19 protein-coding genes and 2 pseudogenes are annotated in these 20,679 nt (G+C 71.3%); 9 read left to right on the top strand and 12 right to left on the bottom strand.

Annotated elements, in window-relative coordinates; genetic code table 11:
* Nucleotides 1–264 precede the first annotated feature (264 nt).
* From AB0F04_RS22875 to AB0F04_RS22840, 8 genes are all read right to left on the bottom strand, one after another.
* Nucleotides 265–1,737: an MFS transporter gene (locus AB0F04_RS22875; protein ID WP_362043950.1), complete on the bottom strand. Its 1,473-nt coding sequence runs from the start codon at nt 1,735–1,737 to the stop codon at nt 265–267.
* A gap of 71 nt (nt 1,738–1,808) precedes the next feature.
* Nucleotides 1,809–2,831, bottom strand: a complete 1,023-nt coding sequence (gene fbaA, locus AB0F04_RS22870) for a class II fructose-bisphosphate aldolase (protein WP_362043948.1) — start codon at nt 2,829–2,831, stop codon at nt 1,809–1,811.
* A 148-nt stretch (nt 2,832–2,979) separates the two neighbouring features.
* Complete coding sequence (gene pyrE / locus AB0F04_RS22865; protein ID WP_003991805.1) at nt 2,980–3,528, bottom strand: orotate phosphoribosyltransferase; 549 nt, start codon at nt 3,526–3,528, stop codon at nt 2,980–2,982.
* 10 nt (nt 3,529–3,538) lie between these two features.
* Complete coding sequence (locus AB0F04_RS22860; RefSeq protein ID WP_362043946.1) at nt 3,539–4,327, bottom strand: aldose 1-epimerase; 789 nt, start codon at nt 4,325–4,327, stop codon at nt 3,539–3,541.
* Nucleotides 4,328–4,427: 100 nt separating this feature from the next.
* On the bottom strand, nt 4,428–5,225 hold the full coding sequence (locus AB0F04_RS22855; protein WP_362043944.1) for an SRPBCC domain-containing protein: 798 nt from the start codon (nt 5,223–5,225) through the stop codon (nt 4,428–4,430).
* Nucleotides 5,226–5,579: 354 nt separating this feature from the next.
* Nucleotides 5,580–7,235 carry a polyamine aminopropyltransferase gene (locus AB0F04_RS22850; RefSeq protein ID WP_362043942.1) on the bottom strand — a complete coding sequence of 552 codons (1,656 nt, stop codon included), beginning with the start codon at nt 7,233–7,235 and terminating at the stop codon, nt 5,580–5,582.
* A gap of 186 nt (nt 7,236–7,421) precedes the next feature.
* Nucleotides 7,422–7,949: a DUF2617 family protein gene (locus AB0F04_RS22845; RefSeq protein WP_362043940.1), complete on the bottom strand. Its 528-nt coding sequence runs from the start codon at nt 7,947–7,949 to the stop codon at nt 7,422–7,424.
* Nucleotides 7,950–8,579: 630 nt separating this feature from the next.
* Nucleotides 8,580–8,852, bottom strand: a complete 273-nt coding sequence (locus AB0F04_RS22840) for a hypothetical protein (RefSeq protein WP_362043938.1) — start codon at nt 8,850–8,852, stop codon at nt 8,580–8,582.
* Between the two features lie 181 nt (nt 8,853–9,033).
* On the opposite strand from AB0F04_RS22840, the pseudogene AB0F04_RS22835 reads away from it, so the two are divergent.
* From AB0F04_RS22835 to AB0F04_RS22825, 3 genes and pseudogenes are all read left to right on the top strand, one after another.
* Nucleotides 9,034–9,263, top strand: a pseudogene (locus AB0F04_RS22835) (hypothetical protein); the annotation flags it as partial.
* Between the two features lie 355 nt (nt 9,264–9,618).
* Nucleotides 9,619–10,839, top strand: a complete 1,221-nt coding sequence (locus AB0F04_RS22830; RefSeq protein ID WP_362043936.1) for a pentapeptide repeat-containing protein — start codon at nt 9,619–9,621, stop codon at nt 10,837–10,839.
* A gap of 184 nt (nt 10,840–11,023) precedes the next feature.
* The gene (locus AB0F04_RS22825; RefSeq protein WP_362043935.1) at nt 11,024–12,217 is read left to right on the top strand and encodes a pyridoxal phosphate-dependent aminotransferase; all 1,194 of its coding nucleotides are present in this window, start codon (nt 11,024–11,026) and stop codon (nt 12,215–12,217) included.
* 161 nt (nt 12,218–12,378) lie between these two features.
* Here the strand turns inward: AB0F04_RS22825 and AB0F04_RS22820 are convergent, their stop codons facing one another.
* Both AB0F04_RS22820 and AB0F04_RS22815 read right to left on the bottom strand, forming a co-directional pair.
* Nucleotides 12,379–12,642 carry a type II toxin-antitoxin system RelE/ParE family toxin gene (locus AB0F04_RS22820; RefSeq protein WP_362043933.1) on the bottom strand — a complete coding sequence of 88 codons (264 nt, stop codon included), beginning with the start codon at nt 12,640–12,642 and terminating at the stop codon, nt 12,379–12,381.
* Nucleotides 12,635–12,904: a type II toxin-antitoxin system Phd/YefM family antitoxin gene (locus tag AB0F04_RS22815; protein WP_319366440.1), complete on the bottom strand. Its 270-nt coding sequence runs from the start codon at nt 12,902–12,904 to the stop codon at nt 12,635–12,637. Before AB0F04_RS22815 ends, AB0F04_RS22820 begins: the two co-directional genes overlap by 8 nt.
* Before the next feature lie 108 nt (nt 12,905–13,012).
* On the opposite strand from AB0F04_RS22815, the pseudogene AB0F04_RS22810 reads away from it, so the two are divergent.
* From AB0F04_RS22810 to AB0F04_RS22790, 5 genes and pseudogenes are all read left to right on the top strand, one after another.
* Nucleotides 13,013–13,435 (top strand): annotated as a pseudogene (locus AB0F04_RS22810) (aminotransferase class I/II-fold pyridoxal phosphate-dependent enzyme); the annotation flags it as partial.
* A gap of 140 nt (nt 13,436–13,575) precedes the next feature.
* On the top strand, nt 13,576–14,145 hold the full coding sequence (locus tag AB0F04_RS22805; protein WP_362043931.1) for a hypothetical protein: 570 nt from the start codon (nt 13,576–13,578) through the stop codon (nt 14,143–14,145).
* Entirely contained in the window at nt 14,145–15,458 is a 1,314-nt protein-coding gene (locus AB0F04_RS22800; protein ID WP_362043929.1) for a peptidoglycan-binding domain-containing protein, read from the top strand. Before AB0F04_RS22805 ends, AB0F04_RS22800 begins: the two co-directional genes overlap by 1 nt.
* Nucleotides 15,455–16,165 (top strand): ABC transporter ATP-binding protein, encoded by a 711-nt coding sequence (locus AB0F04_RS22795; RefSeq protein WP_362043927.1) that lies wholly within the window; start codon nt 15,455–15,457, stop codon nt 16,163–16,165. The genes AB0F04_RS22800 and AB0F04_RS22795 overlap by 4 nt, the downstream gene beginning before the upstream one ends.
* The gene (locus AB0F04_RS22790) at nt 16,162–17,472 is read left to right on the top strand and encodes an ABC transporter permease (RefSeq protein ID WP_362043926.1); all 1,311 of its coding nucleotides are present in this window, start codon (nt 16,162–16,164) and stop codon (nt 17,470–17,472) included. The genes AB0F04_RS22795 and AB0F04_RS22790 overlap by 4 nt, the downstream gene beginning before the upstream one ends.
* Nucleotides 17,473–17,607: 135 nt before the next feature.
* Here AB0F04_RS22790 and AB0F04_RS22785 read toward each other — a convergent pair whose 3' ends face one another.
* On the bottom strand, nt 17,608–17,967 hold the full coding sequence (locus AB0F04_RS22785; protein WP_362043924.1) for an SH3 domain-containing protein: 360 nt from the start codon (nt 17,965–17,967) through the stop codon (nt 17,608–17,610).
* A 308-nt stretch (nt 17,968–18,275) separates the two neighbouring features.
* Here AB0F04_RS22785 and AB0F04_RS22780 point away from each other — a divergent pair, with 308 nt between their 5' ends.
* Nucleotides 18,276–19,910: an ATP-binding protein gene (locus AB0F04_RS22780; protein ID WP_362043922.1), complete on the top strand. Its 1,635-nt coding sequence runs from the start codon at nt 18,276–18,278 to the stop codon at nt 19,908–19,910.
* Nucleotides 19,911–19,954: 44 nt separating this feature from the next.
* Here the strand turns inward: AB0F04_RS22780 and AB0F04_RS22775 are convergent, their stop codons facing one another.
* Nucleotides 19,955–20,644 (bottom strand): response regulator transcription factor, encoded by a 690-nt coding sequence (locus AB0F04_RS22775; RefSeq protein WP_362043921.1) that lies wholly within the window; start codon nt 20,642–20,644, stop codon nt 19,955–19,957.
* Nucleotides 20,645–20,679 lie beyond the last annotated feature (35 nt).

Here is a 20,679-nt window from a genome sequence, read left to right as displayed (position 1 = left end):
TAGGCAGCCGGGTCTCGCGCGGCAGGCGGCGCGACCGGGCGGCGCGGCGCCTCCCACGACGGGCCGGGCACCTCCTAGGACGGCAGCCTCTTGCGTACCGGCTCGCCCTCCAGGAAGGAAGAGCGCCAGGCGGCACCACGACCAGCAGGACGCCGGACGACGCGACGGCCGGCCGACCCCCCGGCGCCGCCGAGGCAGCCGGGTCTCGCGCGGCAGGCGGCGCGGCCGGACGGCGCGGCGCCTCCACGACGGGCCGGGCACCTCCTAGGACGGCAGTCTCTTGCGTACCGGCTCGCCCTCCAGTGGCGGTGACGTCACACCGGCGTGCCGCAGGCATTCCGGCCGCTTGCAGTCCGGCGGCGGCCTGCGCACCACCGCGGCGGCGATCAGGGCCCCGGCCACCAGCGCCCCCGCGCACCACCCCATGGCCTTTCCGAACGCCGTGTCGAAGGCGGCCGGTTCCCGGTACGCCTCCTCTCCCATGCCCGCCAGCAGCGGCAGCGCCGCCACCGCCATCAGGCCCGCCGCCCGGGCCGCCGCGTTGTTGATGCCGCTGGCCAGCCCGGCGCGCACCACGCTCACCGAGCCCAGCACGGTCGCCGTCAGCGGTGCCACCAGCGTGACCATGCCCAGCCCGAGTACCAGCAGCGCCGGCAGCACATCGGCCAGGTAGGACGCCCCCGGCCCGACCCGCAGCATCAGCAGCATCCCGGCCGCGCACAGCAGCGGCCCCACCGTCAGCGGGATCCGCGGGCCGATGCGGTCGGCCAGCTCCCCGGAGCGCGCGGACAGCAGCAGCATCAGCACGGTCGTCGGCAGCAGCGCCGTACCGGCGGCGAGGGCGGAGTAGCCCACGACGACCTGGAGCTGGAGCGCGGCGAGGAAGAAGAACCCGCCGAGCGCCGCGTACACGCACAGCGTGACGAGGTTGACGGCGGTGAACTGCCGGGACGCGAAGATGTCCGGCGGCATCATCGGATCGGCCCGGCGCCGCTCGACCACCACGAACGCGACGGCCGCTGCCGACCCGCCCACCGCCGAGACCGCCACCGCCACCCCGCCCTCACCGGCCTCGATCAGCGCGTACGTCACCAGGGCGAGCGCCAGCGCCCCCAGCACGGCCCCGAGCACGTCGAACCGCCCCCGGGCCGCCCCTTCCCCGCCCGACTCGGGGACGTGCCGCAGGGCCACCGGCACGCACACCAGGGCTACCGGAACGTTCAGCAGGAACACCCACCGCCAGCCCGGCCCGTCCACCAGCCAGCCGCCGACGAACGGCCCGACCGCCGCCCCGATCCCGCCGAAGCCGGACCACAGGCCGACCGCCCGCCCCCGGTCGTCGGGGTGGAAGGACGCCTGGATCAGCGCCAGCGACCCGGGGGTCAGGAGCGCGCCGCCCACCCCCTGCAGGGCCCGTGCGGCGTTCAGCACCCCGACGTTCGGCGCGATCCCGCACAGCAGCGACGCCAGCGCGAACCACACCACGCCGACGACGAACACCTTCCGCCGCCCGAACCGGTCCCCCAGAGCTCCGCCCAGCAGGATCAGCCCGGCCAGCGTGACCATGTACGCGTTGACCGTCCACTGCAGGGCGGACAGGCTCGCGTCGAGGTCGCGGCCGATGCGCGGCAGGGCGACGTTGACGACGGTCGAGTCCAGCATCGCCATGCCGGAGCCGAGGACGGTGGTGAGCAGGACCCATCTGCCCTGCGGTGAGGCCAACCGGACATCGGGCATGCAGGGAGCATACGGAAGAGCCCGGCACCTGGAGGAGATGCCGGGCTCTTCGGTGTGCGAGCGGTCCGGGACTACTTGATCTTCGTGCCGGTCGAGCGCAGGTTGCCGCAGGCCTCGACGACACGCGCGGACATGGACGCCTCGGCGAGCTTGCCCCAGGTGCGCGGGTCGTAGGTCTTCTTGTTGCCGACCTCGCCGTCGACCTTCAGGACACCGTCGTAGTTGCGGAACATGTGGTCCGCGACCGGGCGCGTGAACGCGTACTGGGTGTCGGTGTCGATGTTCATCTTCACGACGCCGTTCTCCAGCGCGGTGCGGATCTCCTCCTCCGTGGAGCCGGAGCCGCCGTGGAAGACGAAGTCGAACGGCGACGCCTTGCCGTACTGGGCGGCGACGCCCTCGTTCAGCTCCTTCAGCAGCTCGGGGCGCAGGACGACGTTGCCCGGCTTGTACACGCCGTGCACGTTGCCGAAGGACGCGGCGAGCAGGTAGCGGCCCTTCTCACCCAGGCCGAGGGCCTCGGCGGTGCGGATCGCGTCGTCGACCGTGGTGTAGAGGGAGTCGTTGATCTCGTGGGAGACGCCGTCCTCCTCGCCACCGGTCGGGGTGATCTCCACCTCCAGGATGATCTTCGCGGCGCGGGCCTGCTCCAGCAGCTCCTGCGCGATGGAGAGGTTGTCGGCGAGGGTCTCGGCGGAGCCGTCCCACATGTGCGACTGGAACAGCGGGTTCAGACCGGCCTCGACGCGCTTCTGGGAGAGCGCCAGCAGCGGACGTACGTACCCGTCGAGCTTGTCCTTGGGGCAGTGGTCGGTGTGCAGCGCGATGTTCACCGGGTACTTCTCGGCGACGATGTGCGCGAACTCGGCCAGGGCGACGGCGCCGGTGACCATGTCCTTGTTGTACTGACCGCCCAGGAACTCGGCACCACCCGTGGAGATCTGGACGATGCCGTCGCTCTCCGCCTCAGCGAAACCGCGCAGGGCCGCGTGCAGGGTCTGGGTGGAGGTCACGTTGATGGCCGGGTAGGCGAACTTTCCTGCCTTCGCCCGGTCCAGCATCTCGTTGTAGACCTCGGGAGTTGCGATGGGCATGCGTCCGCTCCTTGTATCTGCGGGTTGACGTACTGCTGTGTCTAACGGCCCTGACCTAGACCTTGGGGTGCGACGTCATCGTCGGCCCCATCTTTCCAGACTTGGCCGGAAGGTCCAGGCCACCGTCCACGCCCTGGTCAGTACCCGGTCAGTCGAGGCCCAGCTCGTCCTTCGAGAAGGCGAAGAGGTACGGCACCCCGGCGCCCTCCTGGATCTTCTCGGCGGCGCCGGTCGCCCGGTCGACGATGGTCGCGACGGCGACCACCTCGGCCCCCGCCTCGCGCACGGCCTCGACGGCGGTCAGCGGCGAGCCGCCGGTGGTGGAGGTGTCCTCGACGACCAGCACGCGGCGGCCGGCGATGTCCGGGCCCTCGACGCGCCGCTGCAGACCGTGCGCCTTGGCGGCCTTCCGTACGACGAAGGCGTCCAGGCGCTTCCCGCGCGCGGCGGCCGCGTGCAGCATGGCCGCGGCGACCGGGTCGGCGCCCATGGTGAGGCCGCCGACGGCGTCGAAGTCCAGGTCGGCGGTCAGGTCCAGCAGCACCTGCCCGACCAGCGGGGCGGCCTCGCCGTCGAGCGTGACGCGCCGGAGGTCGACGTAGTAGTCGGCTTCCAGACCCGACGACAGGGTCACCTTGCCGTGCACCACGGCCTTGTCCTTGATCTGCTGCAGCAGCGCGCCGCGTGTGTCCGTCATGCCGCCCAGCTTAGAGGCGGCGCCAGCTCCAGGTCGTCGAGGCCTCCAGCGGCTCCAGGGGCGTGACCAGGCGCGGCAGGGTGTTGAGGCCGTTGGGCGGGCCCGTCTGCGGCTCCACGCACACGGCCTCCCGCTGCTCGTCGTAGACGACGACCCACTCCTCGCCGCTGGTCACCTTCAGCTCCAGCCGGCCGGGCCAGGTCAGGGTCGCCTCGACGCCGCCGGGCATGCCGAAGCAGTCGTCCCAGGGGCCGGGCTTCGGGTCGATGCGGTTGCCGGTGGGCAGGTGGTCCGCGCCGCGCTCCTCCTGCCAGGCGGGGTCGAAGTCGAGGGCGACGTCCTGCCCGCCGAGGTTCCGGTTGAACCAGGGGTGCCAGCCGATCTGCGCCGGGAAGGAGGAGTCGTACGTCTCGACGGACATGGTGAGCGTCAGCGCGTCCTCGGCGAGGGCGACGATCTGGGTGACGAGGCCCCTGTGGGGCCAGGGGTCGACGAGCTCGCAGGTGAGGACGGCCTCGGTCGTGCCGGCCCGGGCGGTGCGCCAGGCGCTGTCGCGGACGGTGCCGTGGATGGCGTGCGGCGGTGCGTTCAGCGGCAGCTGCCGTACTTCGGCGCCGTCCAGGAACCGTCCCTCCCGGGTACGGCCGCACCAGGGCACCATCGGGAAGCAGCCGAAGCGCTCACCCTGGCGCAGCAGTTCGACGCCACCGATCCGCAGCCCTCCGACCCGGCCGCCGTTGCCCGGCTGCACGGTCACCTCCGCGTCACCCGCGGTCAGCGTGATGTCTTCGTCACTCACGGGACGACCCTACTGCGGTGATCAAGGGGGCCTCACCGGTTGCGCCCTGCTTCAACCCTGTGCCCGCAGCGGGACGGTCCAGGACCGAACGCCGCGTGGTTCAACGGCGTCTGCGCAGGGCCCGGACCGCCACGATGGCCGACGCCACGGCCAGGGCCGCCGCGGGGGCCGCCCAGCGCAGCGGGGCCGGGGCCGACACGGTCTGGGGCGCGGGCACGGGGGCGTAGCGGCCGCGGGGCGGGGCGTGATCGACCTCCTCGGCACTGCGTCCGATCATGGTCCGTCGCGCGTGCGCCGCCTCGGCGATGTCGTCGTCCTCGTCCTCGTCGTCCTCGTCGTCCACAGGTCCCGGGGAGGTGGGCGGGGCGGCGGCGCCGAAGGCGGAGGGACGCTCGGGGGCCGGGGGTTGTCCGGTGAGACCGGGCTCGGTGGGGGCCCTCTCTCCGGCCTCCGCCTGCGCACCTTCGTCGCCCGCGTCCGTGGCCGCCGCGGCCAGGTGCTCCGCGAAACGGTTCAGCAGCCGGGTGACCGCGCCCTCCACAGCGTCTGCCGGAAGGTCGTTGATCCGTCCGTCGGCGGTGGCCGTGCCGTCGTACACGACGGTGCAGCCGTCCTCCGCCTCCCGCAGGACGATCCGCAGGGCGAACCGGACCGAGCCGCTGCCGCGCGACTCCTCCGCCTCGCCCTCGACGGCGTAGGCGCCCTCACCGTCGGACACCCGCAGGGCACCCCGGTAGGTGACGGAGTGGCTGCCGACGCGGATCTTCAGCCGCCCGGCGACGGGCTCGGCGCCGGCGTCCTGCTGGAGCCCGGGAACGGCCCGGGCGACCCGCGCCGGGTCGTCCAGCACCTCCCTCAGCCGCTCGGCCGGAACCGGAACGAACACCTCGTGCTCCATGTCGACGGACTCTACCCAGCCCAGCGCGGAACGCACCCCCGGCTGAGGGATTCGCCCCCCGAACCATTCCGCCAGGCGTACCCTCCCGCTCCGCCGGACGGCTCCGCGAGGAGGTTCGGTGAAGGAGGTTCGTGAGAGGCCCCGCGAAGTGGGTCCCGCGAGGGGGTCCTACGAGTGCGGGCCCGCGTGGACGGCCCCATGAACGACCCCATGGCGGTCCTCCGCGGAAGGCGCCGGTGGACGGCCACCGCGAGGACGACCCCGCGAGGGCAGCCCCCTGTGGAGGCCCCGCCCGCACGTGACAGCCGCTGTGACGGCCCCGCGAGGACAGCACCACCTCGGCGGTCCCGGCCCTCAGTAGCGCGGGTGCACCAGTGTCGACGCCGGCAGCCCCGGGATCCGCGTCCTGCGTGCCGCCCGTTCCCCAGCGGCCAGGGACGCCTCCGTGAGCACCCGGGGCCGCGGGCCGCCCGGGTCGAGCCGCGGCCGCGGGTCCGTGCGGGCGGCCAGGACGAAACCCCAGTCGCGGGACGCCCGGGAGCGGTCCGCGGGGGTGCGGCCGGGCCCGGCGGCGAAACCGGCGTGGCCGCCGCCCGCGCCGTAGGGGGCGGTGCGGAAACCGGCCGCGCGCAGGGTCGCCTCGACCGTCCAGTACACCCGGGGACCGGCAGCGACCGGCCCGGCGTGCACCACGAGCCGTCCGCCGGGGGCCAGCACGCGTCGCGCGAGCCCGTAGAACTCCTGCGAGTACAGCTTCGTGCTCGCCGTGATGCCCGGGTCCGGCAGGTCCGAGACGACCACGTCGTACGTCGCCGGAGCCGCTCCGCGCAGCCAGGCGAAGGCGTCCTCGGTCGTCACGTGCACGCGCCGGTCGCCGAACGCGTGCCGGTTGAGCGCGGACAGGGCCGGGTCGGTGCGGGCCAGGCGGATCACCTCGGCGTCGAGTTCGACGACGTCGACCCGGTCCACCCGGGGGTGGTGCAGCACCTCGCGGGCGGCCAGCCCGTCCCCGCCGCCCAGGATGAGCACGCGCGCGTGCGGCCCGCTCATCGCGGGGTGGACCAGGGCCTCGTGGTAACGCAGCTCGTCGTGTCCGCTGACCCGAAGCCGGCCGTCGAGGAACAGGCCGAGGGACCGTCCGTTCCTGCCGCCGGTGAGGACGACCTCCTGCACCTCGGTCCGCAGCGCCACGCGGACGTCGACGCCGTACATCGCCTGCCGCGCGGCCCGTTCGAAGTCGTCGACGAGGACGGCGGCCGAGGCGAGGACCGCGAGGACGAGGGCGTTGCCGACCAGCAGCAGCCAGCGGGCGCGCCGGGTCAGGTCCCGGCGGAACAGTCCGAGCACCAGCGCACCGCCGACGACCGCGTTGACCGCGCCGGTGAGCAGCGCGCCGGTCAGCTGCCCGAGGAACGGCAGCAGGAGGAAGGGAAAGGCGAGGCCGCCGACGAGGGCGCCGACGTAGTCGGCGGCGGACAGGTCGGCGACCGCGCCGCCCGCGTCCTGGCGGCGGATCCGCTGGATCAGCTCCATCAGCAGCGGGACTTCGGCGCCGATGAGCAGCCCGGTGGCCAGGGAGAAGGCGACCAGCAGGCAGCGCGGCCCGTTGGCCCACATTCCGCCCCAGTCACCGGTCCAGGCGAACACCGCGTACAGGGCCATGGCGCTGCACCCGCCGACGAGCGCGAGGGCGGCCTCGACGGCACCGAAGCCGGCCGCGGCGAGCGGGCGCAGCCGCTTCGCGGCGAGGGAGCCGATGCCCATGGCGAAGACCATGACGGAGAGCACGACGGACGCCTGGGTGACGGAGTCGCCCATCAGGTAGGAAGCGAGCGCGACCAGTTCCAGTTCGTACACGAGTCCGCAGGCCGCGCAGACGAACACGCCCGCGAGGACCAGGAACCGTCCGGTGCCGGGCCGTACGGGCAGCCGCGCCGGGCCTCCGGGGCCGTCCGGGGTGCTCCGGGGCTGCGGGCAACCGGGCGGGGCGGGCGCGTGCGGCTCGATCACCCTGCGACGTTACGTCACGCCTCGACCGCGGTTCGTCACCCACACGTGTGGTGCTGGTTTACAGCGGCCGGACAGCGCGGGGGCGGGTGATGGCGGGGTGCCGGGTGATGGCGGGTGCCGGGTGATGGCGGGTGCCGGGTCCCGGCAGCAGGGTGCCGGGGCGCCGAAGCCGCCCTCGCGCCGGGGTCAGTTGACGAGCGCCGCCGCGGGGACGCGCACGCCGACCCTCGTGCGGGTCGCCACCAGCTGCCCGTCCTGCGGGTAGGCGTGCCAGGTCCGCCAGTGGACCTGGCCCTCGTGGTGCTGGGCGAGCAGGGCCGTGAAGGCGTAGGGGCTGCCGGGGAAGACGCCGGCGAGGCCGTGCGGGTGGTCGGAGACGAGGGCCAGCAACTCCTGTGCGCGGCCGGCGAAGGAGCCGGGTGAGAGGACCTCGACGCGGGCCGCGAACTCGTACTCCCAGTCGTCCACCCGCTTGGCGACTCCGAGCGGAAGCGGGGTGCTGCTGCCCGCGATGCACGCCACTGTCTCCGAGCAGATGCCCCGCTCCTCCTCCAGCAGAACCTGGTGGGACGCGCCGAGGAGCCGCAACTGCAGTTTGGTGCCCGCCAGTTCGAGGTCGAGCGCGGCCAGTGCGGGAAGCGGCTCGCGCCCCAGGGCCCACGCGAGATCGGCCGCGCGCGTGTCGGTGTAGGAGGTGTTCAGGGTCGTGAGCATGGATCGGCTCCGCAAGCACACAAGGAGAGGGAGTGGGGTCCGCTGCGCCCCGGCGGCACGGCACCGGGGGATGTCGGCCCGGGGCAGCCGGTCGGCCGGTTTCAGCAAGGTGTCCGCAGATCGTCCGAGGGGCTGCGTCGGTGACTTAGAGGGAATCATGAACGATGGCCCCGCCACAGCGTTTTTACCCAAGTTCGTAGGGTTTCCATCCCTCAGAGGGCTCCACAGCTCAACTGTTCAACCACGGCGTGCGCCGGTGCCGGGGAGGCGTGCGCCGGTGCGCCGTGGCGCACGCCCGCAGCCGGGACACAGCGGGCGCCCGGGACTCCGGCGAGATCCGGAAGTGGCCGCTCGGGAAGCACAGTTGCCCGGGTCGCACCACGTCGGGCGCGAGTTGCCCGACCGACGGAGGGCGGTGCAGGTGACCGCACGAAGCCGCCCGACAGACATTCGACGGATCGTCCGTCCGGGAACCGCCTGCCCCGGCCCCCGGCCCCCGTCATCCCTGCCCCTCCCCCTGACCGCGTGGCCCCCTGCCCCGCCCCGGCACGACAACGCGGGGCCCGCCCCAGGTGCGGACCCCGCGTTCGGTGGATGCTGCTCCCCCGTCGTGAGAACGGCCGACGTCAGTCAGCTGCCCCCGCCGCCGCAGCCACCGCCACCACCCCCGCAGGACGACCCGCCTCCGCAGGACGAGCCGCCGCCGCAGGAGTGTCCCCCGTGGTGTCCCCCGTGGTGTCCGCCGCCGGCCCACCAGCTGCCGTCGCTGCTGCGGCTGCTCGAACCGGTGGACGCCCACGCGCCGCGTCCCGTCGTCCGCCGGGAATTGCCGCTACGGGCCTTGGAGACCAGCGCCCCGACCAGGACGACTCCGACCACCGCCAGGATGATGCCGAAGACCATGGCGTCACCCTCCTTCCCTGTCCCCCGAAGCGGCCCCCCGTGGGCGCCTCGCTGTTGCGTGAAGCGGTGATGCCCTCCCCGCTCCGGGCCCAACACAGAGTTGAGGAACTTCAGAGGGTTCCCTAGGAGTGATGACCCCTGACCTGCATAGAAGAGCAGGTCAGGGGTCGTTCGTAGGCCGTCGGGAAGCGCGTACAAGCGCAACGAGCAGACGCAGGCCGTGAGTCGTGGCGAGGCGGACGACCTCATTGCGGAGGGGCTGGGTCTCACGGTCGGCTCCGAGCTGTACACACGCGCCCGACTCGTGAAGGAAGGGGCGCAGCCGACTCACTTGAGTTTGCCGTGGGCATCCAGGCGGCTTCTCGCTTCGCGTGGGAGTACGACTCCAAGGTTCCCGACTCGGCACAGGACAAGACGATGTTCACGACCATCGCCACGGGAAGAACCGTGAATCAAAGGAGCGACTGGATGAGTACAGGCTTTTCCCACACAGGATCATGAATCTTCCGACCTTCGCTCAGGCAGGCCGACGACCTCACCAGGAACACCAGTCACGTTCCCCCCTACGGAATCCGATACGCACACCACATATACACCCGTTGCGTTCGAAGGGGTGCAGGGTCGAAAGTCTGTGGCATTGCGTTCCGCACTCGATACTGCGATGCTCATTACTGGGAAGACGGCAGGCCATGACGTTTGCGCTGGGACCATGGAGTGGCAAATCTGTCGCTCACACCATTCACAGCACTAGCATGCGGGGGCAGTCATGCAGTTCTTCGCTCCAAAAAAAGATTCGAATCTGCCCGTCCAGATCCTCGCATGGGGGTTCATCGGCCTGATCGTCATCCTATTTGTGATATTTGCTCCGCATTGGATTGTGTCCGCAGGCGATGTCCCCGCCGCAGCCAAGAGGCTGGAACTACAGAATTCGGTTCGCGGAACCCTGCTGCAAGGGGCAGCGGGAACTCTCTTCCTGGTTACCGCTAGCATCGCTTACCATCAGTTCCGTGTGGCAAAGCGTCAAACGGAAATCGCCGGAACTGACTTGGACTCGAAGATTGTTACCCAACTGGGTGACGCGGTTCCCGAGATAAGGGTGGCGGGGGTCATCGAGATGGGCCGCTCTGTTCAAAGCGACCCCAAGGATGCGGCGCGAGTGTTGGACATCCTTGAGGTATTCGTCAAGCGAAGCTCCCCGCTGGAGCAGCCCCCTGCAAGCCTCACCGAGCAGACACCCCCGATGGCTGTGCGCAGGCCCGACGTGCAAGAAGCCCTACAGCTTTTCGCGCAACTCCGCCCCACTTTACCGTATCAAGACGTCCTCAAGTTCATCTCGGACGAAATATCACTCAGCAAAACGGCCAGGCCGCACTTCCAAAGTGTCGATCTGCGTGGTGCCGACCTGAAGCATGGGAACCTGCAGCTCTGCGACTTCCAGGGATCATCCATGCGTCGATCCAATCTCTCGCGAGCCAATATGTCGGGATCGAACCTGAGTGGCACTGATCTCTTCGGGGCACTGCTCAGCCTGGCCGACTTTTCCCAATGCTTCCTTCTGAATGCCAATCTTGATTCGGCGTCGAGTTACGGCGCTGATTTCACCTTCACGGTTCTCTCCGGCGCGTCACTGAAGGGGGCGGATCTTCGTGAATGCACTTTCGGATCAGCCTACCTGGAGGAGGTCACACTACAGATCGACTGGGTCGATCCAACCCTTGGCGAGATGGATCATCGCAGTCTTGACTTCAGGCGTCGCCAGACACGGCAGACGCTGAGTGTACTGGCGCAGCTGGGATTTCTGTCTTATGAAGTCTTCACGGCCGGCCCGATCTACCCTGCCGCTGATCTCAGCGGGGCAGATATCCGGGGGGCGAACCTCTCAGGCGCTGCCCTCACGGGAGCAGTCCTAGCGGGTGCTCAAGCAAACATGGACACCAGGTGGCCTCCCGGATTCGACCCAGCTGCAGCAGGAGTAGTTTTCTCGTAGTGCTCGTACTGCCCGCCGCTTCCCGGCCGGCTGGGCCGTGTCCGGGCCGTCCGAGGGCGCCCAACGACGACAGATGACGACAGTCGACGATGGCCCTCCCCCTGCTCAGAGAGGGCGCCGTGGATGCCGGCGCAGGCACTCATCCGCGAAGGTGAGTTGAGGAACTCCAGAGCTTCGGCGCAGGATGACCGGCATGACCTCCAGCGCGCGACCCCTGCTGAACCGTCGGCTCGCCGAGTTCGGGACGACGATCTTCGCCGAGATGTCCGCCCTCGCTCTGAGCACCGGCGCCATCAACCTCGGGCAGGGCTTCCCCGACACCGACGGCCCGGAGGAGATCCGGGAGGCCGCCGTACGGGCCCTGCGGGACGGCCGCGGCAACCAGTACCCGCCGGGGCCCGGCGTCCCCGAGCTGCGCACCGCGATCACCGCCCACCAGCAGCGCCGCTACCGCCTGGCCTGGGACCCCGACACGGAGGTCCTGGTCACCGCCGGCGCCACGGAGGCCATCGCCGCCGCCCTGCTGGCCCTGGTGGAACCCGGCGACGAGGTGATCGCCCTGGAGCCGTACTACGACTCCTACGCCGCGTGCATCGCCATGGCGGGCGGCCGCCGGGTGCCGGTCACGCTGCGCGCTCAGGTGGACGAGGGCCGGTTCCGTCTAGACCTCGACGAGCTGCGCGACGCCGTCACCGACCGCACCCGGCTGCTGCTGATCAACACCCCCCACAACCCGACCGGCACCGTCCTCACCCGCGAGGAGCTGGCCGCGATCGCCGAGCTGGCGGTGGAGCGGGACCTGCTGGTGGTGACCGACGAGGTGTACGAGCACCTGGTCTTCGACGACGCCGAGCACGTGCCGCTGGCGACGTTCCCGGGGATGCGGGAGCGTACGGTCACCATTTCGAGCAGCGGGAAGACCTTCTCGTTCACGGGCTGGAAGGTCGGCTGGGTGACGGGGGCCCCGGAGCTGGTCACGGCGGTCCGGTCGGCCAAGCAGTACCTGACGTACGTCAGCGCCGGCCCCTTTCAGTACGCGGTCGCCGAGGCTCTGTCGCTGCCCGAGTCGTATTTCACGGACTTCCGCGCCGACATGCTGGCCAAGCGGGACCTGCTGGCGACGGGGCTGGAGGAGGCGGGCTTCCGCGTCTTCCGCCCCTCGGGCACCTACTTCGTCACCACCGACATCCGCCCCCTCGGCGAGAGCGACGGCTTCGCCTTCTGCCGCGGTCTGCCGGAACGCGCGGGCGTGGTCGCCATCCCCAACGCGGTCTTCTACGACCACCGCGAGGAGGGCGCGCCGTTCGTACGGTTCGCGTTCTGCAAGCGGACGGGGGTGCTGGAGGAGGCGGCGAAGCGGCTGGGGGCGGCGTTCTAGACGCAACGGCGCGGAGGCACCAGGACGGTTGCCCTGGCAGCGGCGGCCTACGGGTACCGGCCCGGGTCAGTAAGCGAGACGGATTCCGATGCGAGTGCCGTGTGCACCCTGCCCTACACAGAGCATGCTCTGATTGCACTCGCCGCCCGATTTTGCAGCGCTCAGGTGTCATAGACGGTGGAGCGATGCCCGACGTGTACGACCCACACCACCAGTTCGCCGTTGTCGATTGTGTAGATCACGCGGTAGTCACCCACCCGGAGGCGGCGGCGGTCGGGCTGGGAGACGAGGGCCGTGGTGTTGAATCCCGTCGGGTCGCTCTCCAGCTCAGTCAGCTTGGCCAGAATGCGGAGGGCCATGTCTCGCGGGACCTTGCGGAGTTCGGCCTGAGCCTCGGCTCGGAAGACGGTGCGGTACCTACTCACTGCGCGCCAGCGTCTCCCTCATGATGTCTTCGATCGGGATGCCGGGTGCCGGGTTGGTCATGCGCTCGTCGATGATCCGGTTGATCTCGCGCTCTTCCCACTCCTGGTATTTGCGCAGCACCTCGATGGACACCACGGCGGCGACCTGCTTGCCGCGCCGGGTGATGACGGTAGGTACGTCGTCCCGGTCGGCCCGCTCCACGACCTCGGCCAGGTGTGCCCGGACATCGCGGATGGACTCTATCGGCATTGACTGTGTCATGCGCCCGAGTGTACCGAGTTTCCCATGTGTACACAACGGCATCTCTGTCGTTCGAGGGTGTAGCCCTGTGGGCCTGCATGAGAATGAGTGCGTGAACGGGGAGTGGCCTGGGTGACGGGGGCCCCGGAGCTGGTCACGGCGGTCCGGTCGGCCAAGCAGTACCTGACGTACGTCAGCGCCGGCCCCTTTCAGTACGCGGTCGCCGAGGCCCTGTCGCTGCCCGAGTCGTATTTCACGGACTTCCGCGCCGACATGCTGGCCAAGCGGGACCTGCTGGCGACGGGGCTGGAGGAGGCGGGCTTCCGCGTCTTCCGCCCCTCGGGCACGTACTTCGTCACCACCGACATCCGCCCCCTCGGCGAGAGCGACGGCTTCGCCTTCTGCCGCGGTCTGCCGGAACGCGCGGGCGTGGTCGCCATCCCCAACGCGGTCTTCTACGACCACCGCGAGGAGGGCGCACCGTTCGTACGGTTCGCGTTCTGCAAGCGGACAGCGGTGCTGCAGGAGGCCGTGAAGCGCCTGAAGTCGTAGCCCGGGCCGCAGGGGCTCCGCCCCGGGGAAGGGCCGCATGATCGGATGACAGGTTCTTCAAAGGTTCTTCATCACCTCCGGCCTACGGTCGGGAGGTCCGCCGCGCCCGCGGCCGGGCGCGACAGGAGGCGGGAGAACCGATGAGGACGAACCGGGTGCTGATGGCCGTGGTGACGGCGTCGGTCATGGCGATCACCCTGGCCGGCTGCGGGGACGAGGGCGACGCCCCGAAGGTCCCGACCGCGGGCGGCGACAGGGCATCCGGCACGACGACCGCGCCGAGTGGCGGCGACGACGTGGCCGCGTACGTCAACGCCCAGCGTGAGTGGGTGGGATGTCTGCGCAAGAACGGGGTCGACGCCCCCGACCCGGACGCCAAGGGGCAGGTCGACTTCGGCGACAACGCGGCGCTGAAGAAGAACACGAAGTTCCTGGACGCCTCCGAGAAGTGCGCCTCGCTCAAGGCGGCCGTCCCCGAGAGCCTCGAGAACGCCAACCAGCCCACGCTCAGCCCCGAGCAGATCAAGATCAAGCGTGACTACGCCGACTGCATGCAGAAGAACGGCGCCCCGGACTTCCCCGATCCCGGCCCCGACGGGACCGCGCAGGGCTCCGAGTGGAACCAGACGTCCGCGGGAGCCAAGCGTGCCACCCGTGTCTGCGCTCCGATCATCGGTGACCCGGCGGACCAGCCCGCCGGCAAGGGCTGATGACGGCGGAGACGGCCGTGCAGACCGAGTACGAGAGCGGGGCGGCTCCCGCGCCGCCGCCGCACGGTCGGCGCGGACGGCGAACGGTCCTGGTGGCGTCGGCCTTGGTCGTCGTGGCGGCGGTCGCCGTGGTCGGTGCGCTGGGCCTCGGCGGAGGCGGGTCGCAGGCGGACACCTCCGCCCCGCCCCGCTCGGGCTCCACCGTCCCGGTCACCCGGACCACGCTGACCGAACGCACCACGGTGGACGGCCAGTTGGGCTACGGCACCGAGATACCGCTGCCCGTCAAGGCGACCGGCACCGTGACCTGGCTGCCCGCGGAGGGCACGACCGTGAAGCGCGGCGGCACTCTGCTGCGCGTCGACGACCGGCCGGTGGTGCTGCTGTACGGGTCGCTGCCGATGTACCGGGAGCTGGGCCTGACCGCGGATACCCGGCAGGGCACGCAGCAGGACACCCGGCGGGAGACCGGGACCGCGGGGGACACCGAGGGCTCGGCTGACCAGGGCCGCACGGACGAGACCTCCGGGGCTCCGGGCCCCTCCGGATCCCCGACGCCGGACGGCGCCGGAGCCGGCGCCGGGGCCGGGGCGCCAGGGGCAGGGGGCACGCTGCGCGGGATGGACGTACTGCAGTTCGAGAGCAATCTCGCCACTCTCGGATACACCGGCTTCACCGTCGACGAGGAGTTCACCGACCTCACGGCCCGCGCGGTCAAGCGCTGGCAGAGATCCCTCGGCCTTCCCCAGACCGGCAAGGTCGGCATCGGGGACGTCGTCTACTCCGCCGGCAAGGTACGGATCGGCCACGCGGGTGTCCGGCTCGGGGCGCCGGCCACCGAGGACGTCCTCACGTACACCGGTACGTCCCGGAAGGTCGTCGTCAACGCCTCGGCGGCGGAGGACTCCTGGGCCGTGCGCGGCGCCGCCGTCACGATCGGGCTGCCCGACGGGAAATCGGTGAAGGGCGAGGTGGCCTCGGTGGGCAAGAGCGCGACCGCGCCCGAGGAGGGAGGCGGGGAGGACGGCGGCCCCGCGGCACCGACGGTTCCGGTGACCATCACCGTCAAGGACCAGAAATCCGTGGGACGGCTGGAGAGCGCGCCGGTCACCGTCGAGTACGTGGGGCGGGAACGGACGGACGTCCTCACCGTCCCGGTCGCCGCGCTGGTCGCCCTGGCCGAGGGCGGCCACGGCCTGGAGACCGCGGACGGCCGGTTCGTCGCGGTGAAGACCGGGCTCTTCGCGGACGGCAGGGTGGAAGTGAGCGGAAGCGCGGTTCGCGAGGGCATGAACGTGAGGATCCCGGAGTGAGCGGAGCATCGGCGGTCGTGGTGTTCGACGCGGTCTCCAAGACGTACCCCGGTGGTGTGGCGGCGGTACGGGACGTGAACCTGAGCATCGGGCGTGGCGAACTCGTCGCGGTCGTCGGCCCCTCGGGCTCGGGCAAGTCCAGCATGCTGAACCTCATGGGCAGCCTCGACCGGCCCTCCGCCGGGCGGGTGCTGGTCGACGGCCACGACGTGGCGAAGCTGACGGACCGTGAGGTGTCGGCGCTGCGGGCCACCCGGATCGGCTTCGTCTTCCAGCAGTTCCATCTGGCGGTGGGGGTTCCCGTCCTGGACTCCGTGGCCGACGGGCTGCTGTACGCCGGAGTACCGCTGCGCCGCCGCCGGGCAAGCGCGGCGGCGGCGCTGGAACGGGTCGGCCTCAGCCACCGCGTCCACCACCTCCCGCACCAGTTGTCCGGCGGCGAGCGCCAGCGGGTGGCGGTGGCCCGGGCGGTGGTCGGCGAACCGGCGGTCCTGCTGGCGGACGAGCCGACCGGCAATCTGGACTCCGCTTCCGGAGAGGCCGTACTCGGGCTGCTGCGCGAGCTGAACGCCGCCGGGACCACGGTCGTGATCATCACCCACGACCGGGAGATCGCGGCCGGGCTGCCCCGCCGCATCGAGATGCGCGACGGCCGCGTGGTGGCGGACACCGCGACCGGCGCCGTGCCGGACGAGGCGGTCCGATGACCGACGTCACGACGAACGGCCCGCCCATGGACGACACCCCTGCGGCCCCGCCGCCCGGCCCCCGCAGGGGCGGCGGCCGTGGCCGCGGACGAGCGAGCGACGACGTCGGCGGCCCGGGCGGCCGACTGCGGGCCGCCCGGCTCGGCCCTCAGGACATCGTGCGGCTCGGCGGGACCGGGCTGCGGACCCGTCCGCTGCGGATCTTCCTCTCCGCGCTCGGGATCGCGATCGGTGTCGCCGCCATGATCGCGGTGGTCGGGATCTCCGGCTCCGGCCGGGCGGAGGTGGACCGCCGACTCGACGCGCTCGGCACCAACCTGCTGCGGGTCGCTCCCGGCGACTCACTCGACGGCACGGAGGCCGAACTGCCCCACGAGGCCGTCGCGATGATCGGCCGCATCCCGCCCGTGCAGCAGGTCGCCGCCACCGGCGCGACCGACGCGCACGTCTACCGCAATGAGCGCATCGCCATCGGACGCACCGGCTCCCTCGAGGTCCTCGCGGCCGACAGGCACCTGCTCCCGGCCGTCGGCGGCCACGTCCGCCGGGGCCGCTGGCTGGATTCCGCGACCGAGCAGTACCCGGCGGTCGTGCTCGGCTCCACAGCCGCGGGCCGGCTCGACGTGTACACACCGGGCACCCGGGTTTGGCTCGGCGGCCGCTGGTTCTCCCTCGTCGGCGTCCTCGATCCCGTACCGCTCGCGCCGGAGCTCGACAGCGCGGCGCTGGTCGGCTGGCCGGCGGCACGGACGTACCTGCGCTTCGACGGCCATCCGTCGACGGTCTACGTCCGCGCCGAGGACAGCCAGATCGCGGCGGTACGGGGCGTGCTGCCGGCCACGGCGTACCCCGAGAAACCGGGACAGGTCCGGATCTCCCGGCCCTCCGACGCGCTCGCCGCCCGCGAGGCCACCGAGTCGGCGCTCACCGGGCTGCTGCTCGGCCTCGGTGGCGTGGCGCTGCTCGTCGGTGGCGTCGGGGTCGGCAACACGATGGTCATCTCGGTCCTGGAGCGGCGCCCCGAGATCGGCCTGCGCCGGGCGCTGGGGGCGACCCGCGGCCAGATCCGGACCCAGTTCGTGACGGAGTCGCTGCTGCTGTCGCTCATCGGCGGCCTCGGCGGGACGGTGCTGGGGACGGCGATCACGGCGGTCTACGCCCTCAGCCGCGACTGGCCGACCGTGGTCCCGGTGTGGGCGAGTGCGGCGGGGATCGGCTGCACGCTGGTCATCGGCATGATCGCCGGGCTGTATCCGGCGGTACGGGCGAGCCGGCTGTCACCGACGGAAGCCCTGTCCGGCTCCTGAGCGGCCCGTCCGTGGTACGCGTCAGGGGCTTACGAGTCAGGGGCGTACGAGTCAGGGGCGGCCTCGGTGAGACCGCCCCTGACGTGCCATCAGTCCTGCTTGTCCGGCACTCCCGCGGGAGCGCCGGCGAGCGTACTAGAAGCCGCAGTAGACGAGGCTGCCGCCGTCGCTCAGCAGGTCGTCGCGGACCCAGCCGGACGTACCGGTGGTGTCGTTCCGGAGGTACGTCCAGGTCTCACTGGTGCTGCCGATGCGCGTGTAGCAGTGGTAGTCGAGGCGGTGGGTGTTGTAGGCGATGCCGTTGCTGGCGCAGTTGGTGCTGGATCCGCTTCTCTCGTTGGCGCCGTTGGCCGTCCTGTTCCAGGCGCTGCTGTCCATGTCGGACGCGGTCCTGCCGCAGGACGCGGCCGCGGTGGCCGGGGTGGAGAGGGCGAGCGGGACGGCCATGGCCACCGCCGCCAGGGCGGGTACGACAGCTGCGATGCGACGCTTCACTTTTGAACCCCCATGAATGAATGCGTTCTCGGTCGGCGCTGCTTCCTCAGGCCTGTTGGACGACACCTGAGCGAAACAGCGACCACTGCACCAATCGGTGCGGAAGTGGCGTCAGTACGATCACAGTCGAAAAGATGCTGAAGAAATCCTTCCGCCCCCAACCGTCCAATTACCGCCCATGAGAGTCCGAAAATACCGGAAGAGGAAATGCGCCATTCCACAGTCCTTTCGGCCGGAAGCGCCCCCTTGACGAGCATCCGAGTCCCGTCGCGCACACACGTCCTGGCAGAGGGGCGGGGTGGCACGCGATGAGCTTCCGGCTTCGGGTACTCGGCCTGCTGATGCTGGTCGCGATGGCCGCCACCGCCGCCACCGGCTGGTTGACCCTGCGTCAGGCGAACCGCCAGGTCCAGGAGAGTGTCACCGCGGGACGGCAGGAGGTCTCCCGGATCACGGGCGACCTGCGCGCGTACGGGTTCGCGCACAGCACCTGGGAAGGTCTCTCGCCGACGGTGCGGCGCCTGGCCGAGGACACCGGCCAGCGCATCCGGGTCGCCACCGAGAACGACGTCCTGCTCGCCGACTCCGACGCGCTCGAGGGCCGTGCCCCCCGCCCGGTGAGCAACCAGCCGCCCGTGCTGGTCGACCCGCGTCCCGTCCTGCGGATCCCCGCGCGACAGCTACCGCGGACCTCGATGAAGCTGACGGCGACCGCGATCGCCCAGTACCGCGCCGAAGCGGTGTACGCGGCCTGTCTGACCCGGGCGGGGGCGGAGGTGACGGCCCGGCCGGACGACACCGGCGTGCCGCGGATCAGCACGGAGCGCCGGCCGGAACAGTGCGAGGAGCCGAAGGGCGAACCGGACCCGCAGACTCCGCAGGACCTCGAGGAGATCCGGACCTGCGAGTCGGAACGGCAGTTCACCACCTGCCTGCAGCGGGTGTTCAACGAGCGCGTGGGCTCCGCCGCCCCGCCACGCCTGGTGATCCGTCTCGGCGTCCGGGACGAGTCCCCGCCCACCCTGGCCGCGGCACCCACGATGGCCGTCGCAGGCGGCGTCGCCCTCGCCGCCGTGCTCGGCGCCCTGCTCCTCAGCCGGGCGGTGCTGCGCCCGGTCCGTGCCATGACCCTGGCGGCCGGGGGGCTGGGCGAGGGAGACCTGGGGCGGCGGGTGCCCGTCTCCGGCCGGGACGAGATCGCCCAACTCGGGCGTGCCTTCAACCGGATGGCGGAGTCCATACAGGCCGGCGAGGAACGCCAGCGCCGCCTCACCGGTGACATCGCCCACGAGCTGCGCACCCCGCTGGCCAATCTGCGCGGCTATCTGGAGGCCCTGCGGGACGGGGTGGTCGAGCCGACCCCCGAGCTTCTCGACTCCCTCCACGAGGAGGCACTGCTGCAGCAGCGGATCGTCGACGACCTGCAGGATCTCGCGCTGGCCGAGGCCGGTGCGCTCACCTATCACCGGGTACGCGTCGACCTGCGTGAGCTCCTCGAAGCCGCCGGCACGGCTCACCGTGCCCAGGCCGACGCGGCAGGTGTCGCGCTGCGGCTGGAGGCGCCGCGACCGGTGGACGTCGTCGCCGACGCCGACCGGCTGCGCCAGGTCGTCGGCAACCTGGTCGGCAACGCGCTGAGAGCCACGGCACCGGGCGGCACGGTGACACTGGCGCTGGCCCGGCACGGCGATCTCGCGTCCCTTCAGGTGCGGGACACCGGGAAGGGGATACCCGCCGAGGACCTGCCGCATCTCTTCGACCGCTTCTGGCGGGCGGACGCGGCACGGGGCCGCGCCACCGGAGGAAGTGGCCTGGGACTGTCCATCGCCCGCCAGATCGTGACCGACCACCAGGGGACGATCGCCGTGGAGAGCACCGTCGGCGTGGGCACGACCTTCACCGTCACGCTCGCCACGACCGGGCCGTCGGCCGACGCCGGCTGATCGGCCCCGGTCAGGACTTCGCGTGCGTTCGGGTGGGCGCCCGGCTAGCCGTCCACCAGGCGGTATCCCCGGCCGTACACGGTCTCCAGATGGCGCGGCCGGGCGGGGTCGTCCCCCAGCTTCCGGCGCAGGTTGCGCACATGGGCGTCCACCGTGCGCTCGAGTACGTCGCTGTCGAAGCCGAAGGCGCGCTCGATGATCTGGGCCCGGGTGAACACCCGCCCCGGCTCGCGGGCCAGAGACTCCAGAATCGAGAACTCCTTGGAGGTCAGCGCCACCGGACGGCCTGCCACCCGGACCTCGAAGCGGGCGGTGTCCAGCTCAACCGCGCCCACCCGCAGCACCTCGCTGCCGGCCGCGCCGGCTTTCCTGGAGCGCCGTAACAGCGCCCGTACTCGTGCGGTGAGTTCGCGGGGACTGTACGGCTTGGTGAGGTAGTCGTCGGCCCCCAGGTCGAGGCCGAGGAGCATGTCCTCCTCGGTGCTGCGCGCGGTCAGCAGCAGGATCGGCACCTCGTGCCCCTCGGCACGCAGAATGCGGCACACGTCGAGTCCGTCGACGAGCGGCAGCATCACATCGAGAACGATGAGATCCGGCCCCGTCGAACGCGCCCGTTCCAGCGCTGCCCGGCCGTCGGCCACGACCTGCACGGCGTTGCCTTCCCGTTCCAGATAGATCCGGATGAGACGGGATTGTTTTTCGTCGTCTTCGGCGATCAGGATGCGCGCGCTCAACGATTCTCCTCAGCGAGGCTCTGCACGATTCCAGC

The organism is Streptomyces sp. NPDC029041 (genome assembly GCF_040637515.1).
In the GTDB taxonomy this organism is placed as follows: domain Bacteria; phylum Actinomycetota; class Actinomycetes; order Streptomycetales; family Streptomycetaceae; genus Streptomyces.
This window is presented reverse-complemented; position numbering and strand designations above follow the sequence as displayed.